17 protein-coding genes are annotated in these 17,278 nt (G+C 71.8%); 7 read left to right on the plus strand and 10 right to left on the minus strand.

From position 1 onward, the window contains the following. The 4 genes from MXD62_RS07145 to MXD62_RS07160 form a co-directional block, all read right to left on the minus strand. On the minus strand, positions 1-2,562 hold a 2,562-nt coding region (locus MXD62_RS07145; RefSeq protein ID WP_248828627.1), incomplete at its 3' end, for a BTAD domain-containing putative transcriptional regulator. A gap of 50 nt (positions 2,563-2,612) precedes the next feature. Continuing rightward, entirely contained in the window at positions 2,613-3,503 is an 891-nt protein-coding gene (locus MXD62_RS07150; RefSeq protein ID WP_368862331.1) for a phenylalanine 4-monooxygenase, read from the minus strand. 118 nt (positions 3,504-3,621) lie between these two features. Continuing rightward, positions 3,622-4,530 carry a Dyp-type peroxidase gene (locus MXD62_RS07155; protein ID WP_248828629.1) on the minus strand — a complete coding sequence of 303 codons (909 nt, stop codon included), beginning with the start codon at positions 4,528-4,530 and terminating at the stop codon, positions 3,622-3,624. Positions 4,531-4,643: 113 nt separating this feature from the next. Next, on the minus strand, positions 4,644-5,024 hold the full coding sequence (locus tag MXD62_RS07160) for a VOC family protein (RefSeq protein WP_248828630.1): 381 nt from the start codon (positions 5,022-5,024) through the stop codon (positions 4,644-4,646). 122 nt (positions 5,025-5,146) lie between these two features. On the opposite strand from MXD62_RS07160, the gene MXD62_RS07165 reads away from it, so the two are divergent. Then, positions 5,147-5,998: an effector-associated domain EAD1-containing protein gene (locus tag MXD62_RS07165; protein WP_248828631.1), complete on the plus strand. Its 852-nt coding sequence runs from the start codon at positions 5,147-5,149 to the stop codon at positions 5,996-5,998. Between the two features lie 73 nt (positions 5,999-6,071). Here the strand turns inward: MXD62_RS07165 and MXD62_RS39130 are convergent, their stop codons facing one another. Both MXD62_RS39130 and MXD62_RS07170 read right to left on the minus strand, forming a co-directional pair. After that, positions 6,072-6,206, minus strand: a complete 135-nt coding sequence (locus MXD62_RS39130; RefSeq protein ID WP_285223984.1) for a hypothetical protein — start codon at positions 6,204-6,206, stop codon at positions 6,072-6,074. A gap of 40 nt (positions 6,207-6,246) precedes the next feature. Continuing rightward, positions 6,247-6,783 (minus strand): MEKHLA domain-containing protein, encoded by a 537-nt coding sequence (locus MXD62_RS07170; RefSeq protein WP_248828632.1) that lies wholly within the window; start codon positions 6,781-6,783, stop codon positions 6,247-6,249. A 421-nt stretch (positions 6,784-7,204) separates the two neighbouring features. Between MXD62_RS07170 and MXD62_RS07175 the strand changes: the two genes are divergently transcribed. Together MXD62_RS07175 and MXD62_RS07180 are read left to right on the plus strand one after the other, a co-directional pair. Next, positions 7,205-7,555 carry a toxin-antitoxin system YwqK family antitoxin gene (locus MXD62_RS07175; protein ID WP_248828633.1) on the plus strand — a complete coding sequence of 117 codons (351 nt, stop codon included), beginning with the start codon at positions 7,205-7,207 and terminating at the stop codon, positions 7,553-7,555. Between the two features lie 53 nt (positions 7,556-7,608). Further along, positions 7,609-8,286 carry an endonuclease V gene (locus MXD62_RS07180; RefSeq protein ID WP_368862329.1) on the plus strand — a complete coding sequence of 226 codons (678 nt, stop codon included), beginning with the start codon at positions 7,609-7,611 and terminating at the stop codon, positions 8,284-8,286. 95 nt (positions 8,287-8,381) lie between these two features. Here MXD62_RS07180 and MXD62_RS07185 read toward each other — a convergent pair whose 3' ends face one another. Beyond that, positions 8,382-9,023 carry a DsbA family oxidoreductase gene (locus MXD62_RS07185; protein WP_248828635.1) on the minus strand — a complete coding sequence of 214 codons (642 nt, stop codon included), beginning with the start codon at positions 9,021-9,023 and terminating at the stop codon, positions 8,382-8,384. Between the two features lie 415 nt (positions 9,024-9,438). On the opposite strand from MXD62_RS07185, the gene MXD62_RS07190 reads away from it, so the two are divergent. Continuing rightward, positions 9,439-10,812, plus strand: a complete 1,374-nt coding sequence (locus tag MXD62_RS07190; RefSeq protein ID WP_368862330.1) for an LLM class flavin-dependent oxidoreductase — start codon at positions 9,439-9,441, stop codon at positions 10,810-10,812. Between the two features lie 57 nt (positions 10,813-10,869). Here MXD62_RS07190 and MXD62_RS07195 read toward each other — a convergent pair whose 3' ends face one another. From MXD62_RS07195 to MXD62_RS07205, 3 genes are all read right to left on the minus strand, one after another. Further along, on the minus strand, positions 10,870-12,213 hold the full coding sequence (locus tag MXD62_RS07195; RefSeq protein WP_248828636.1) for a glycosyltransferase: 1,344 nt from the start codon (positions 12,211-12,213) through the stop codon (positions 10,870-10,872). Positions 12,214-12,360: 147 nt separating this feature from the next. Beyond that, on the minus strand, positions 12,361-13,926 hold the full coding sequence (locus MXD62_RS07200; protein WP_248828637.1) for a class I adenylate-forming enzyme family protein: 1,566 nt from the start codon (positions 13,924-13,926) through the stop codon (positions 12,361-12,363). Positions 13,927-14,136: 210 nt separating this feature from the next. Further along, the gene (locus tag MXD62_RS07205; protein WP_248828638.1) at positions 14,137-14,964 is read right to left on the minus strand and encodes a TIGR03620 family F420-dependent LLM class oxidoreductase; all 828 of its coding nucleotides are present in this window, start codon (positions 14,962-14,964) and stop codon (positions 14,137-14,139) included. 253 nt (positions 14,965-15,217) lie between these two features. Here MXD62_RS07205 and MXD62_RS07210 point away from each other — a divergent pair, with 253 nt between their 5' ends. The 3 genes from MXD62_RS07210 (at position 15,218) to MXD62_RS07220 (ending at position 17,214) form a co-directional block, all read left to right on the plus strand. After that, positions 15,218-15,994, plus strand: coding sequence for a peptidoglycan-binding protein (locus tag MXD62_RS07210; protein WP_248828639.1), 777 nt, complete (start codon positions 15,218-15,220; stop codon positions 15,992-15,994). A 117-nt stretch (positions 15,995-16,111) separates the two neighbouring features. Next, positions 16,112-16,909, plus strand: a complete 798-nt coding sequence (locus tag MXD62_RS07215) for a MerR family transcriptional regulator (RefSeq protein ID WP_248828640.1) — start codon at positions 16,112-16,114, stop codon at positions 16,907-16,909. Continuing rightward, complete coding sequence (locus MXD62_RS07220) at positions 16,906-17,214, plus strand: hypothetical protein (RefSeq protein ID WP_248828641.1); 309 nt, start codon at positions 16,906-16,908, stop codon at positions 17,212-17,214. The genes MXD62_RS07215 and MXD62_RS07220 overlap by 4 nt, the downstream gene beginning before the upstream one ends. The last annotated feature ends 64 nt before the right edge of the window (positions 17,215-17,278 follow it).

Below are 17,278 nucleotides of genomic sequence, written 5' to 3' on the forward strand. Positions count from 1 at the left end.
ACCCGGCTCACCGCGCCCGACCGCCTGCCCGCCCCCGGGGCGGCCCCGGCCGCCCCGCGCCGGGGCGGGGCGGGCGCCCGGCAGCCCGCCGAGCGCCCGCTCGAGCGCGCGGTGCAGCCGGCCGCGGTCGGTGCCGTAGGGGAACGGGAACCACGGCGAGCCACCCATCGCGGCCTCGGCGACCCGGACGATCAGGTGCGGATCGTCGCCGGCCTCGTCGAGAGCCCGGTCCACCACGTCGAGCCCGTCGTTGAGCTGGCCCGCCGCGTACCGGGCGCTGACCAGGCCGAGGAGGAGCTCCAACCGGGTGCCGCGGTCGGCGCCCGCCAGCTCGGCCGCGGCCAGCGCCTCCTGCCAGTAGCCGGCCGCGTCCTCGGGCGCGAGCCGGTCGGCCGCGCCCCGCCCCCCCGCCCAGCCGCCGCCGGCGCCCGCGGCCGCGCGCCGCTCGGCCGCCGCGCGCGCCGCGCGGGCGGCGTGCTCCGTCGCGGCACGGGCCGTCTCGGCGCCGAGCTCGGCGGCGGCCAGCCAGTGCCGCGCGACCTCGCCGGCCCGCTCGGGACGTCCGGCGTACCGCTCGGCGGTGACCTCGCCGTACCGGCGGTGCAGGTGCGCGCGGCGCAGCCGGGAGTGGCCGGCGTCGAGCGCCTCCCGGACCAGCGCGTGGGAGAACCGGAACCGGCCAAGCCGGTCGCCGGCCTCGGCGATGAGCCCGGCGGCGAGCGCGGCGTCGAGCAGGTCGAGGGACGTCTCGAAGGTGTGCCCGGCGACCTGGGCGACCACGTCCGCGTCGAACTCGCCGCCGGCCACCGCCGCCGTGGCGAGCAGCGCGGCGGCGGGCTCCGGCAGGCGCGCGACCCGCTGGGACAGCACATCGCGGACGTGATCGGGCAGCACGCCCTGCGCCGTGTCCCGCTCCGCGCCCCGGTCCGTGGCCGGTCCGGCGGCGCCGGTCCCCGCCAGGCCGCGTCGGCCGGGCCCGCGCAGGCGGACGAGCTCACCGATGAAGAACGGGTTGCCCGCGGTACGGGAGCGCAGAGCGCTCGCCGTCTCGGGTCCCGGGTCCGTGCCGGTGGTGGCCCGCATCAGCTCGCGGACGGCGGCGTCGTCCAGCCCGTCGAGGCGGAGCCGCTCGCAGCCGGACCTGGCCAGCGCGGCGCGGGTGTCCGCCAGCGCGCCGGCCTCGTGGGTGCGGAACGTGCCGATCACCATCACGCCCCGCGGCGCCGCCCCGCCGACGTGGGCCAGCAGCCGCAGCGAGGAGACGTCCGCCCAGTGCAGATCGTCGAGGACGATGACCAACGGCGCGGCCGCCGCGAGGTAGCCGGCGACTCCCTCGTACAGCCGCAGCCGGGCTCCGGCCGCGTCGTACCCGCCGGGCTCCTGCGCCCGCTGGTCGATGAGCGCGGCCACGCCGGGCGGCACCGGGACGTCCGGCCGCGCGGCGGCCACCGCGCGCAGGCTCTGCTCCCAGGGCCACAGGGCCGGCGCCACCTCGTGCTCGGGGCATGCTCCCCAGGCCGTCAACCGGCCGCACCGGCGGCCCAGCTCCGCGACGAGCCGCGTCTTGCCGACACCCGGCTCGCCGTCGACCAGCACCACGCGCCCGCGCCGGGCCGGCGCCGGGATCGCCGCGAGCAGCGCCGCCAGCGCCTCGTCGCGGCCCACGAACGGGCCGGACGGCTCAGGGGCCCCGGCGGCGGCGGGGGACACGTCGGGAAGCACGGGCCGCGGGCCGTCCAGCCCCGTCGTCGGAGACACGGCCGGCTGCGCCGTGGCCGGCTCGTGGGCGCCACCGGTCCAGGCCAGCGCGGGGTCGTGACGCAGGATGGCGAGTTCCAGGGCGGCGAGCTCCGGCCCGGGGTCGACGCCCAACTCCTCGGCCAGGTGGGCGCGTGCCGCCCGCAGCGCGGCCAGCGCCTCCGCCGGCCGGCCACACCGGTAGATCGCGAGGGCGAACAGCCCCCAGGCCCGCTCGCGGAGCGGGTGACGCGCCGTGAGGGCCTCCAGATCGGCGGCGGCCTCGTCGTGCCGCCCCAGCTCGACGAGCGCCCGCGCGCGGTCCTCGACGGCGCTCTGCCGCAGCTCCTCGAGACGTCCGGCCTCCGGCCTGATCCAGGACGCGTCCCGCACGTCGGCGTAGGCGTCACCGCGCCACAGCGCCAGGGCGGCGTCGAGGACGGGCAGCGCCTCGCCCGGTCGCCCGGCCTCCAGCGAGCCGCGGGCCGCGCCGAGCGCCGCGACGAACCGCCGGGCGTCGACCTCCGCCGCGCCGGTGCGCAGCACGTACCCCGGCGCCTGGGTCACCAGCACGGTCGCCCGCGCCCGGGGGTCCCGCTCCGGCTCGAGCAGACGGCGCAGGTTCGAGACGTACACCTGCAGGCTCGCCGTCGCGCTGGCCGGCGGCTGGCCGTCCCACAGCCGTTCGATGATCGTCTCGACCGGGATGACGGTGTCGCCGGCCGCCAGGAGAAGGGCGAGCAGCGCGCGCTGTTTCGGTGGGCCGAGGTCGAGCGGCGCACCGCCCAGGAGCACCTCGACCGGTCCGAGGACCTGAATTCGCACGGGCCCGATAGTAGGGCCGGTGCGAGTGCGCCCGTGGCGTGATGGGTTGGTCAGTCGACCGCGGCCGCGCGAAGCCCCGAGATCAACGTGTCGTCGCAGCCGGCGAAGAAGCCGCCGACGACGTCCTCGACCTGGCCGAAGGATTCGGCCGAGTACAACACCGGCTGGTATCTCGTGATGTCGTAGTCGGTGGTTCCCATGGCCGTGACGTCCAGCGGGCGGACGTTCACGGAGCGGAACTCCGCCATTTCTCCGTACGAGGAAAGGATTCCGGCGCCGTAGGCCTTGAGTTCGCCGCCCTCGTAGACCGTGCCGAATTCCAGCGTGAACCAGAAGACCTTGGAGATGAACTGCAGGGTGTCGGCCGACTCGGCGCGGCGGGCCGCCTCGCCGGCCGCCCGGTACAACGCGGCGAACCGGTCGCTGGCGAGCGCGTTCGCGTGCCCGACGACCTCGTGGACGACGTCGGGTTCCGGTGTGTAGAAGGGCACCGTGTGGTGCCGCAGGTACTGGGTGGCGTGGAAGACTCCGTCGGCGAGCGAGCCGTAGAACTCCCGCAGCCCGACGAGCCCGGCCGCGGGAACGTAACGGAAACCGGTCAGCTCGCTCAGCGGCCCGCTCACCTCGTCCAGCTGCGGGATCCGGTCGGCGGGCAGGCCCAGCCGCGCCGCGCCGCGCAGGAACTCGGCGCAGGCACAGCCGCGGTAGGCCAGCGCCAGCTCACCGGTGACCAGCCGCCAGAGCGCGTGCTCGGCCTCGGTGTACGCCACCCGTGGAACGGGCTGTCCTGGTCGCCACCGCAGGGCGAGCTGGGCGATCTGGTTGCGCCGGGCCTGGTATTCGCGGTCGGCCGCACCCGGATGGGAGCTGGCCAGGCGGACTTCGACCTGCCCGTCCGCCTTTTCGACGACAGGGGCGAAATACTGCGTCTCCTCGAACACGGCCACCTCCTCCGCCGGGGTAGTACCCACGGCCCAGGACACCACCCGCTCCATGGGGTCGCAACCACACCGCGCGGTGGCAGGCCTGGCCACGGCGGCGAGCGCCGTGTGCCCAGGGTCAGCCGTCCTCATCCTCGGGTGCGAACCTGGCCAGAGCCGGCACCGCCGGGATGAAGTAGTAGGCGCCGCTGACGGGCGTCGTGTAGCGGGTGAGCGCGTCGCGCAGGCCGTCGTCGCTGCCGGCCATCCGCCGCAGCATGATCTCCAGGCGTCGTTGCTCGCTGCTGAAACCGACGAACATGGTGCCGTGGTCGGTGACCGTGCCGAAGGCGGTGTTCCGGCGGAAGATCTTCAGCTCGGCGCCGTCCTCCTCGACGACCGTCCGGGAGACGTGCGAGGTGGGTGGCATCACGTCCTCGGCGAGCTCGGTGCTGTCGTCCTTGGTGCGACCGATCACCCGTTCCTGCTCCTCGACGGGGAGCTCCTGGAAGCTGTCGGAGTCGTGCCGCCACTGCTGGACCAGAACGACACTGCTGCCGGCGCCCGCGCCCTCCGCCACCACGGCCACGCCGGCCGCCTCGAGCAGTGACGGGTTCTCCGTCCCGTCGATGAACCCCGTGAGATCACGGTCGTGCTCGTACACCCACCCGGTGACCTCACTGGCGACCGTCGCGATCGTGGCCAGCGCGGCGACGACATCCCGCGTGTTGTTGAAGACGGCGGTGCGGTCACCTCCCGCGACCCAGACCCACGCGTCATGCTGGGTGGCGGGCATCTGGAACCCCTCGATGCCCACGACTGGCTCGGTGAAGCTGTGAACCCCCGGTGGCATTCCATCGGGCTCGACGAGCGCCCACAGCTCCGGGCGGAAGCCCACGACGAGGTTGACCCCGCCGCCGGTCGACAGCGGGCCGGTCAGCGCCGCGACCGCCTTCACCAGCTCCGCGGCTGACGCGCCGTCACGAAGGTCGAACTCGAGGTAGCAGTGCTCCGGCGTGCCGAGCCCGAAGATTCCCGTCTGCGTCACCAACCCAGCCTTTCCCGTCCGCGGCCCCATGGCCGCACGCCCCATCCTCCTCGACTCCGCCAATGGGGGAGACAGCCGACCGGCCCCGGAAACGCCGAGAACCGGTGAACCCATCAACCTCCGTGATGGACGGCCTCGATGTTGTGGCCGTCGAGATCGCGGAGGAACACCGCGTAGTAGCCGGGGTGATACTCCGGCCACTCGCGTGGCGCGTGAAGCACCTCGACGCCCGCGCCGAGCGCGGCCTCGTGGACGGCGTCGACGGCCTGCCGGTCAGCCGCGTGGAACGCCAGGTGCAGCTCCCGTGCCTCGGCACCCGCCGCAGGGCTGAGCCAGAAGGCGGGCACCCCGTCAGGACCGGCGAGCCCGACGACGGCGGACCCCTCGAGCGGGATGCGCACCGCCTCACGCATCCCCAGCGGGGCGAACACCGTGAGGTAGAGGGCGAGGGAGGCCTCGACGTCACCGACCTGGACACCAACGTGATCAAACATGGGCACACCGTAGCCACGGCCTACGACAGTTTCGGCCCTCGCGCCGCGGCCGGGCGCGGTTGGCCAGGTCAGGGGCTCGTCCTACCTGTGACCCTTGAACCTGGTGCGGAAAATCGGCGAAGGTGCCCTGCGCCGCCGACGATGACGCCACGGCGTGGTGCCATCCTGGGCGCGTGGTCAACGGGCCCAGCGGCCAGGCGCCGCTCGTGGAACTCGCCGACGAGCTGGCCAGGATCTACGCGGAACCGGCCGTGGCCCGCCAGCTCCTGGAGCGGGCCGGTCTCGACCGAAGCCGCCAGCCACCGTGGAGCAACACGCCGCGTGAGTTCTGGTACGAGGCCGGAAAGCTGCTCACCGACGGCGCCACGGTGGACGGCTGGGACCGGCTGATCGCCGAAGCCCTCGCCGACTACCCGGGCAACAGGGTCCTCCACTCGGCGGCCGGCGCCACCGAGCTGCCGCGGCGCATCCGGCCGGGTGCGCAGCTGCCGACCCCCGGAGACGGGCCTGCTGGCGCGGACGACGTCGTCGCGAGCGCGCCACCGCCGCCGGCACCACGCCGATCGCGCCGATCGCGTGGGCGCGGTCGAGTCGTCGTCGCGGTCCTCGCCGCCGGTGTGGTGGCGGTCGTCCTGGTCACGGAGGTCGCCTTCGGCGGCAACAATCCGGACACGTTGGGTTCCACCGCCACGGGGAAGCGGTGCGCCCTGGTCCGGGAACCTGTGTCCGACGTGTTCGGCGGCGCCGGCGGCCAGGGGCACATCAAGGTCAAGTACGCCGGCGACCGGGTCGTACTGGTCGAGATCCCGCAGCGCATCCAGGACGGTGCCCGCTGGGCCGCCGTCGCGCTTCCCGACCGGGGTGACAGCCCGACCGGCGTCGGCTGGATGCGTGCCGACGACCTCACGTCCACGCCCTGCGAAGGACCGCCGGCACTGCTCGGCGCGGACAGCCCACCGCTCCCGTCCGGTTGACCCCATCCGTCGACGGGCCGGCCCTGCCGACGGACGGCCGTCCCACGAACCGTGTCAGGAGCGATGCCCACCGTCATCGCTGGTGATGCGACGGGTCCGGGGTGCACGGCGGGTCCGCCGGCTCGGCCTGCGGATGGATCTGCGGCGGGTCACCGAAGACGGCGGTCAGCGTTGTCATGATGGCGTCGATCTCGGTCAGGGCGATCACGACCGGATCGGCGTCGGCGGGCGGTGGCCCGAATCGTCCGTCAGGCGTCGGTCCAGCCACGGATCAGGGCGGCCTGCCCATGGAGCACGCCCTCGCGGTCCAGGAGGTTCCAGATCGTCGTGTCCTCGATCCAGAAGCGGCGTCCCGACCTGGCCGTGCGTTCGCCGCGGCAATCGCTGGCGTACCCCCGCAGCAGGACGCCGTCCATGAGCCGTCGGCGCTCGTCCCGGCCGGCCGGGCGGGCGGACAGCCGGGACGGCATCCCGACGAACTCGTCCCAGGTGTACTCGAAACGCTGCTGCGCGGTCCTGTTCGCGTAAACGAAAAGTGGGTCGGTCGACGCGTCGTGCGCGAGCAGCCCGAACGGAGCGGCGTCGTAGAGCCAACGAGCGGCATCCCCTCCGGTGGCATCCCCTCCGGCGGGATCGCCGCCGGGCAGCATCGGCTCACCGAGAAGACGCTGATAGCTGTCGGTCAACAGCTCGGCGAACGTGCTGTCGTACGGCCCGATCACCGAAGATCCCGCCGGCCGCCGGACCGCCTGGCCACCGAGCGGCTTCCGATCTGTGTCGGGCATGTCTGTCTCCCGTCCCTGAATCGTTGAACGCGGTCAACCCGGCGGATGCCGCTCGGTGGCGGCCCGGCCCTTCTACTACGCCGACCTCCTGCTATGCCGACCTCAGCTCTATCCTGCCAGCCGACCGACGATGGTCAGGTCGGTATGGCGGTGGAGGACGCCCTCGTTCTTGCCGAGGCCGTCGGTGCCGCACTCATGCCGAGGTGCTAAATGTTAGTCGCGCGCTGTACGATCGGGAGGCGATGGGATATCAGGTGAGCGCTGAATCGCTTGGTGAAATGCTCTTGGATAACCGATTTCCCTACCGGTCGGAGGGTAATATGATGGCTCATTGTTGCCCCGACTGTACTGCTGTCCTCGGAGGTGACGGTGGCGTAGATTCCATCCCCGGAAAGCTTCCGGTCGACGAATGGAGAAGGCGGTGACTGAATCCGATCCGGTTCGTTCGGTGAATATTGATGACATCGAATACACGGACGATCTTTTCGTCATCTATGAAGGTGATCCTTTCACTGGCGAGGTGGTCGACTACTACGCAGACGGCCAGCTCCGCAAGATTGAAACCTATGGAAACGGCATCCCAAGAGGGCTGGAGCGTACGTTCTATCCTGATGGGTCGACCAAGTCTGAGTACTGGAATGTCGACGGCGGCTGGCACGGCATCGGCCGTACCTGGTTCCCGAACGGCCAGCCGGAATCTGAGACGCGGTACGATCATGCCGAAGTCGTCGAGAGGAAGCGCTGGTCCGAAGACGGGACCGAATTGAGCTGATCTACGTCCGGTTCGGTCGCGGGAGTTGACGTTCGGCAGCGCGAGGGGTTGCGGTGAGGCAGGTGGAGGACGCTGAGGCGCTGCAGGCTGAGCTGCGTCGGCTCGTCCAGGCTGACGTGCCCGGCCCCGACCTGATCACGACGGCGGCTGGCTTTGACGTCGCGTACGACACCGACTCCGATTTGGTCGCGGGCGCGGTCGTCGTTCTCGCCGCGCCGGGCTGGGAAGTGATCGCCTCGGCCACGGCGGTAGGTCGGGCGGCGTTTCCCTACATTCCGGGTCTGCTGTCGTTCCGGGAACTGTCGCCGCTACTCGAAGCGTGGGAAACCGTTCTCCCGCAGTTGGCCGCGCCGCCAGAGCTGCTGGTGTGCGACGGGCATGGCATCGCACACCCCCGGCGGTTCGGGCTGGCCTGTCACCTCGGCGTCACCCTGAACCTGCCGACGATCGGCGTGGCAAAGACCCAGTTTGTCGGCGAGCACTCGCCGCCTGGGCCGCGTCGGGGAGACCGAACGGCGATCATTCTCGACGGCGAGCCGGTGGGAGCCGCGCTGCGGACCCGCGACGGTGTCCGCGAGGTGTACGTCTCGGTCGGGCACCGCACCAACCTTGACTCCGCCTGCCGGTGGGTACTGGAGCTGTGCCCCAGGTACCGGCTGCCGGAGACGACCCGGGCGGCCGATCAGCTCAGCCGAAGGGCGCTCGCCGAAGCCCGAACCGCGTCTCGCTGACGGAGCATGGCCGGTGCGGCCCGGCCACCCGGCCACGGCGCACAGCAAACAGTTCGGCGACGCACCAGTTCGGATGCTGTCTCCCCGCCACCAGGTCAGGACGCGAGCGGGGACGATGCTCGGCGCAGGGCATCCAGGATGGTCTCCACCGGCTGGGCGCCGGAGATGCCGTAGGTACGGTCGACGGCGTAGAACGGCACGCCGCTGATGCCGAGCGCGCGGGCCTGGCGGATGTCGTCGTGGACGTCGTCGGCGTGCGCGTCGCCGTCGAGGACTTCGCGGGTTCTGTCTGCCGGCAGGCCGGCTTCGGTGGCGAGTCGGACGAGCGTGTCCGTGTCGTCGACGGCTGCGCCGTCGGTCAGGGTGGCGCGCATCAACCGTTCCTGCGTCGCGCCGGCGAGGTTGTGCGCGGCGGCGAAGTGGATGAGGCGGTGCGCGTCGAAGGTGTTGGCGGTGACGGCCCGGTCGAGGTGGTAGGTCAGGCCCTCCTCGGCGGCCAGTGCGCTGACGCGGTCGTTCATGGCCGTGGCCTCGGGCGGGGTGACGCCGTACTTACGCGCGAGCATCTCGGAGGTCGGGATGTTCTCCCCGCGTGGCTGCGTCGGGTCGAGCTGGAAGCTGCGCCAGATGACCTCGACCTCGTCGGCGTGCTCGTACCGGGTGAGTGCCTTCTCCAGCCGTCGCTTGCCGATGTAGCACCACGGGCAGACGGTGTCGGACCAGACTTCGACCTTCATGGTGCCTCACCTTACTGCGACGCAACCGGCCGCGGCCCGTGTGCTCCCTGGGCATCGTTGGAAGGGGCCCGCGGTGCTCGGCGGGTACCTCGCCGGGAACATGGGGAAGGATCAAAGGAGACAGGTATGCGGCATTGTGTTCCGGTCGGGATCGGCGCTGCTTTCCGCCGGATGGCGATGCCTCTTCGCAGTCAAAGAGGAGAAACATTTCGGCAGTAGTTCAGTAGTAATTGGCCCGGTGGTTGACGGTGCTTACACCACGATGCGACGCTCGGCGGGTCCGGTGGTCCGGTGGTCCGGTGGTCCGGTGGTCGGAATGCCGGCAGCGTTCGTGTGAGGAAAGCCCGAGCGGGCAGACAGGCGGTGCCGTGGCGAGCACTGGCGGTGCGGTCGGGGCCGTCCAATGAATGGCCAGGTGCGAACTCGGGCGGGCGATGGCACGGCGGGGAGGACGCGGCGGCTGACATTCGGGGCGTTGCTGCACGGCTCAGGTGGGCACATCGCGGCCTGGCGCCATCCGCTCTCGCCGCCGGACGGGCAGCTGGACCTGCCTTTTCACATCCGGCTCGCCCGGACGCTGGAACGCGGCACCTTCGACGCGCTGTTCATCGCGGACGTGGTCGCGATCTGGGGCCACGACCTGGACTCCCTGCGGCGCACCGCGCGCGCCGACCACTTCGAGCCGCTCACCCTGCTCGCCGCGCTGTCAACGGTGACGGAACGGATCGGCCTGGTCGCGACCGCGACCACCACGTACAACGAGCCCTTTCACATCGCCCGCAAGTTCGCCTCGCTCGACCACCTGTCGGGAGGCCGCGCCGGCTGGAACGTGGTGACCTCGGTCGTCCCGTTGGAGGCGGGCAACTTCGGTCGCGCCACCCACCTCGACCATGCCCTGCGCTACCGGCGGGCGGAGGAGTTCGTCGACGTCGTCCATGGTCTCTGGGACAGCTTCGCCGACGGCTCGGTCGTCCGCGACCGCGCCCGTGGCATCTACTACGAGCCCGCCGGGCTGCGCACCCCGCACCATGCGGGGGAGCACTTCACGGTCCGCGGGCCACTGAACATCTCACGGCCGCCCCAGGGCAGCCCGGTGATCGTGCAGGCCGGCTCGTCGGACGCCGGTCGCGCGCTGGCCGCCTCGGTCGCCGACGTGGTGTTCACCCACCATCCCGACCTGGCGGGCGCGCAGGCGTACTACGCCGACCTGAAGGCGCGCATTCAGACGGCTGGCCGGAACCCGGACGAGGTGGTCGTGCTGCCCGGCCTGTCGACGGTCGTGGGCCGCACGATCAGCGAGGCCGAGGACAAATTGGAACGGCTGACCGCGCTGCTGGACCCGCGCGTCGCGCTGGCGGACCTCGCCTACTGGCTCGGTGGTGTCGACCTGACCGCCCATCCGCTGGACGGGCCGCTGCCGGACCTGCCGCCCTCCAACCAGAGCCGGAGCGCCCAGCGGCACATCGTCGAGCGGGCCAGGGCCGGCGGCCTGACCATCCGCCAGCTCGCCCATCAGCTCGCCCGCGACACCAGGACCGTCGTCGGTACCCCGGAGTCGATCGCCGACCACATCCAGGAATGGTTCGAGGGCCGCGGCGCGGACGGCTTCAACGTCGTCTTCCCCTATCTCCCGGACACGCTCGACGACTTCGCCACCCTGGTGATTCCGGAGCTGCGCCGCCGCGGTCTGTTCCGTACCGAGTACACCGGCCGCACATTGCGCGAGAACCTCGGGCTGTCTCGCCCGCCCAGCCGCTGGTCCGCCGTCCAGGCACGGTCGCTCCGGTGAGGATTGCACGCGATCGAGCTCCAGACTTCCCGTGCTAAGGGGTTCTTCATCAGCGATCTAACACGCGGCGTGGTCTGGGTGGAGTCGATCGCCCGCCGTCCCTGACACAAGCTCGGACCGGTCCGGCGTCGATCCGTCGGCGAGCTGCTCGAGCAACTCGGCTGCCCGGGTCTCGCGTCCTGCCTGCGCGATCTCGGCCTGCATCCGACGCGCGGCGGTGGCGTACCGGGAGTCGGCGAGAACCTTCGCGACAGCTCCACGGATCACGTCCGGCCCCGGGGTCTGAGTGCGCAGGTCCACCCCGACGCCGGACGCGGCCACCCGGGCGTTGACCTCGATCTTGTCCTCGGTCCTGCCGGCGCCGACGATCGGGACACCGTGCGAGAGCGCGAGCTGCACGCCGCCGTAGCCGCCGTTGGTGACGAACACCTCGACCCGCGGTAGTAGCTGGTCGAACGGGATGAACCGCTCCACCCGCGCGTTGGCCGGCAGCGGCCCGAGCTCTGCCGGGTCGCTGCCCCCGGTGACCGCGACGACGAGGACGTCCTCGTCCGCGAGCCCGGCCAGCGCCGGTCGGATCAGCTGATCGGCGTCGGTGGCGACGGTCCCCTGATTGACTAGCACGACCCGCCGTCCGGACAGCTCGTGCCACCAGGACGGCGGCTCCCACCCGGGGTCGACCGGCGGGCGCGGCGGCCCGACGAAGGCGACCTGGCCGGGCAGGTCCGAGACGTCGTACTCGAAGCTGGGCGGACTGAACTGCAGGTAGAGCCGAGTGGCCAGCGGGTAGGAGAAAATCGTCCCGGCAGTCGCGGGAAGGCCGAGCATCCGCCGGGTCCGGTTGATTTCGGCGGTGACCGGCCGATACACCACCTGGCGGGTGAAGCCGGCCAGCGCCTTGTTGCGCAGCCGGCCCAGTGGGCCGGTGGCCGGCGCCAGACCCATGCCGAAGGGCGCGAGATCCCTGCTGGGGAAAGGCAGGACGCTGATGCCGAACCCGGCCACCGGCGGTCCGCCCAGTTCCTGCAGGAGTACCCCGCCGATGAACGCGGTGTCGGTGACCACCGCGTCAGCCGGCTCCTCCTGCAACAGTGCCATCAGGTCCCGCACCTGGTTCGGCACGGGCTTGGAGAACCCCTGAACCAGGTCGAACTGCAGCTTTTTCAGCCCGGACAGCTCCCGGCGCCGCGGATAGTGCTCCTCCAACCCGACGAGGCTGTAGTCGAAGTCGGGATCTGTGATCGGGTGGAATTTCGCACCAACGGCGGTGATCTTTTCCGCGAAGGCGACTCCGGTGTACCAGCGCACGGTGTGACCGCGTTCGATCAGGGCGCGGGCGACGGGCAGCGCGGGCACGGTGTGGCCCACGGCCGGGACTGTGGCGAACAGGAATCGGGCCACGACGGATTCTCCTCAGACAGGTCGATGTCTGCGCGACAGCCTGCGAGCGAGCTGCCACATCGGGCGCCAGTCAAACATTCTGTTCGAGCGACGCTCGGACTTTGTCGGTGGCGTGACAGCGTACGGTGACCGATCAACTCCGTGCGCCTACTTCAGTCGGCCGTCCTCGATCAGTGTGCGCAGGCCCCGGCGGTCCGGCTTGCCGCTCGGCAGGGCCGGCACCTCGTCGTCCGCGGCGACGATCCACCGGGTCGGAACCTTGTAGCTCGACAGGAGCGTACGGGTGCGCGCGGCCAGACCGTCCACGTCGACGTCCGTTCCGGTCGTGCCGGCCGGAACGATGACCGCGCACACCTCCTCGCCGCGGGTCGGATGTTCGACACCGGTCACGACACAGTGCGCGACCTCGGGGAACTCCTCGATGACGGCCTCGACCTCGCGCGGCGCCACGTTCGAACCGGCGACCTTGACGAGCTCGCTGTCCCGGCCGACGTAGAACAGCCGCGGGTCGCCCGTCCTGCGGTAGACGCGGTCGCTGGTGTGGTACCAGCCGTCCGCGTCGAAGACCTCCGCGCGTTCGCGCTTGTTGTAGCCGGCCATCGAGCCGATGCCGCGGATGAGCAGCTCGCCGACGGTCCCGTCCGGGACGCGCTCGCCGGCGGCGTCGACGATCGCGGTCTCGGTGAACGCGAAGCTGCCGCCGGACTCGGTCAGGCTGCGGTGGATCGGATGGCCGTCCGGGACCCCCGACATCGCCAGGTCCACCGGCCCCTCCCGCAGCGCGGGGGCGCTGCTCAGATCCCGGCTGGGGAAGGACGGGTGCAGCCGCAGCTGCTGGGTGAACGCGGGCCATCCGACGACGCCGTTCGCCCGTTCCCGTTCGGCGAGGTCGAGGGCCGGCCCGGCTTCCAGCCGCGCCAGCACCAGGACCGCGACGGGTGCGTGCAGAGCTCCGGTCGCGGCCAGGATCCCGCCGATCCAGAAGAACGGCATGGCGCACAGGATGCGCGGCCCGTGGTCGACGCCGGTGAGGTGGCGGATCGCCGCCGGCCAGGTGGAGGTCTGGCGCACCAGCGTGCCGTGGGTGTGCAGCACGCCCTTCGGGTCGGCGGTGGAACCGGAGGTGTGAACCATGATCGCCAGGTCGGCCGGGGTGACCTCGGCCTGCACCGCGGCGAGCAGCTCGGCCCGCACCATCGGCGAGTGCCGCGGATCCCATCGGGTGGCCCAGCCCCGGTCCGTCTGGCCGGTCAGCGCGATCCGGCGCAGGTACGGCGCGCCCCCCAGCTCGAGCTGGCCGGCCGGCTGCCCGGCCAGCTCGGGGAACGCCGCCTCGAACCGCTGCGCGACGTCGATCCGCAGCACGGTCGTCGGTGCCACCAGGAGCTGCACATCGGCCAGCCGCACGACCTTGGCGATCTCCGCCGGCGGGTACAGGGTGCTGAGCGGAACGGCCACGGCCCCGATCCGGCTCACGGCCAGCCACCAGACGGCCCACTCGACGCCGCTGGGGAAGAACAGGCCCACCCGGGTGCCCTTACCGACGCCCTCGTGCAACAGCCACCGGGCCACCCGGGCGGACTGTTCCTCCGCCTCGGCGTAGGTCAGCCGGTCGGTGAGGGAGACGATGTAGTCGGCGGAGCCGAACTCCCGAGCGCAGCGCCCCAACAGGTCAGGGATGGTCGGTCGGATCTCGTTGCCGGTCGACGTCATCGCCCTCGCTCCGTCCTTCAGCCGATGGCGGCGCCAGGCGCGGCCCCGACGCGACGCCGGCCCCGACACGACGACGGGGCCTACGCACCTGGCGGGGCCTACACGACGGCGGGGCCGCACCGCCTGACAGCCGTCGCCTGACCCTCGCACGGGCCCGCCACCACCCATGCTCCCAGAACAGGCGAGCCCACTCGCCCGCCCGCCCGTCGGTCAGGGCAGCAACGCCTCGGCGAACCGGTGGAGCCAGCGGTCGAAGAACTCGGCTTCGCCGCTGAGACGCAGGACGACCTGGTCGGCGCCGGCGGTGTGGTACTCACGGATGCGGGTGACGATCGTGTCGAGATCCCCCCAGGCGGTCACCGCGTCGACGAATCTGGCGTCGAGGTCGGCGATCTCGGAGTCGGTGAATCCCATGCGGAGGAAGTTGCGGTGGTAACCCGGCACCGTGCGCAGGAACCGCAGCCCTTCGGCGGCCGCGGCCCGTGCGGTGGCCGGATCGCTCTCGGGCACGACCGTCAGCAGCACAGCCAGTGCCGCGCCTGGGCCGAGCGTCGCCCGCGCCCCCTCGACATATTCAGGGGTCACCAGGTACGGATAGGCGCCTGCCGCGCGGTCCCGGGCTAGGGCGAGGACCGCCGGGCCGAGTGCGGCGAGCACGCGCGAGGCCGCGGGTACGACGGGGGCTTCGGTGTCGAGGTCGTCCAGGTAGGAGTTGAGCGTTCGCAGGGGCCTGGGGCCATGCGCGCCGCCGAGGCCGACGACGAACCTGCCCGGTGCGGACTTCTCGAGGTCCGTGTAGCTTTGCGCCACCTCGCGGGCCGGTACGACGTCCACTGAAAGAATGCCGCTGGCCACCTGGATGTGCTCCGTCGCACGCACGACCCGGTCGATGGCAGGCAGGTTGTTTCCCTGGCCACCGGCCAGCCAGACGGTCGAGTAGCCCGCGGCCTCCGCTTTCCGCGCGAGATCGATCTGGGCGTCGGGATGGTCCGCCGCGAGCCCGGAAGCCGCGATACCGATCGGTCCAAGAGTCACCATGACTGGCACAATCGCACGGCAGGCCTTCCGTGTTCCGCACGCCTCGCCTCGCCCGGACGGCGGCACCGCGGCGGGGCCGGCGGCGTGCGATGACCTGCGCGTCGAGTGCTTCCGCGGGCTGCGTGCGGCTCGCGGATCAGATCGGCGATCGCTTCCGTCGGTTTCGTCCCGCACGGAGACCGGGCGCCTTACGCTCGGCGATGGCGATGGCGATGGCGATGGCGATAGCCGGCGGCGGCGAGAAGGAGGCACCTTGACCACACCGGACCGGGTGCGCGTGGGTAGGGGCAGCTGGCCGAAGGACGGTTACGGGGGCACCGTCGACGCCGCTGGAACCGGTTTCGGCCCCTACTACGGCATCGGTGCCGGCGAGCGAGCTCCCGAGGGCAGCAGCCAGGACGACATCGCGGCCGTGCGGGCCGCGGTGAAAGCGATCCAGCGGGCGCTGAACTGGCACAACGGCCCGGGCACGTCGATTCCGACTGACGGCCGGTTCACCGAGCGGACGAGGGCCGCGGTGATCGCCTTCCAGCAACACCGACAGCCGGTCATCAACCAGGACATGTACCTCGCCGCCACCGAGCGGAACCCGCCGGGCCTGGTTCACAAGGAGACCTCGTACGCGCTGTTCATGCCGATCGCCGACCGGTACGCAACCAAGTACACCGTTCCGCGGGGACTGCTGCGGGGCGTGACGGCGCTTGAGAGCAACTGGGATCCCGGGGCCGTCGGCTACTGGACCAACTCCGATTTCGGGCTCTGCCAGTGGAACACCACACTGCCGGACGTGACGAAGGACCGTGCGCTCGATCCGTACTGGGCCCTCGATTCGACCGCCAAGGCGATGCGTGAGCGGTACGACTCCGACCGGTGGGGCCACAACTGGACGTATGTGATCGTCGCCCACAACGTTCCCACCTGGGCTGCCGAGTGGGCGCAGGGCAAGCTCACGGCGACGAACCCCGACGACAAGCCGAAGCTCGACCGCATGACCGGCTACCTGACCAACGTGCTCGCCCGGACCTGGTGACGGCACACGACTCAGCCGGAGGGGGACGGGCGGGCCTTCTGCGGGCTCGTCTTCGGCACCGGCACCCCGGCCCTTGGCTTGACCTTCGAGTCGGGTCGAAGGTTTACCGTCCGGCTCATGGCCACCTATCGCATCTCGCAGCTGGCGGACCGCTGCGGCGTTCCGGCGAGCACGTTGCGGTTCTACGAGACCGCGGGCCTGCTGCCCGCCGAGCGCGCTCCGTCGGGTTACCGCGTCTACGACGAGGAGGCGGTGCAGCGGCTGGCGTTCATCTCGTCCGCGAAGCTCCTCGGTCTGGCACTGGAGGAGATCGGTGATCTCCTGACGGTCTGGGAGCGGGGGGTGTGCGCGGCGGTCCGGGAACGGATGCTGCCGCTCGTCGCCGCCCGTATCGCTGACGCCGACCGGCGGGCCGCCGAACTGGCCGCGTTCTCGGCGCGTCTGGCCGCGTTCCACACCGAGCTCGCCGAGCCGGCACCGGCGGGTGGCTGCGGTCCGGACTGCGGCTGCCTGACCACCACCCCGGCGCAATCCAGCACCCCGGCGAAGTCCGGTCCGGTGCCGCTCACGCTCACCCCGGGGCGACCTGAGATCGCCACCGACGATCCGGGATCGCAGTCGATACCGGTGGCCTGCACTTTGAGCGGCGGCGAACAGGCCGAACGGGCCGCCCAATGGCGCCGGCTGCTCCAGGAGGCAGACAGCAGGGAGGAGATCGTTGACGGCCTGCGGCTGACGTTTCCACCCGGCCCCGACCTCGCCGCGCGGGTCGCCGCACTCGCCGCGGCCGAGCAGGACTGCTGCGCCTTCTTCGCCTTCACCCTCCAGCTCACCGCCACCGGTCTGGTCCTGACCGTCCGCGCCCCCGAGACCGCCACCGCCCTGCTGACCGACCTGTTCGGAGTGTCCGCATGAACCCCTCCGCTTCTGCGACCCGTCACTCGCGCCGTTGGTCGACGATCGGGGCCACCGCGGCGGCGTTCGCCGCCTGCGCGGTGTGCTGCATCGGGCCGTTGCTCGCCGTGCTCGGCGCCGTCGGCGCCGTGGCGACCGTCGCCGCCGTCTGGGTTCCCGCGCTGGCCGTGGTGGCGGTCGCGGCGCTGCTCGGCGCCGTCGTGGTCCGCCGCCGCGCCGCCTGCCAGACCGTCACCGGACCGGTCGACCTGGGCCTGCCCGCCCCCCGCAATCACCAGAACCCGGCGACACCTACCCGGCGCTGAACCGCACGACCCCGACCGGAGGCGGCGGGCGCCGGTGACCTGCGACGATGACAGGAACACGCCC

The sequence above is a fragment of the Frankia sp. Mgl5 genome (genome assembly GCF_023242985.1).
In the GTDB taxonomy this organism is placed as follows: Bacteria; Actinomycetota; Actinomycetes; order Frankiales; family Frankiaceae; genus Parafrankia; species Parafrankia soli.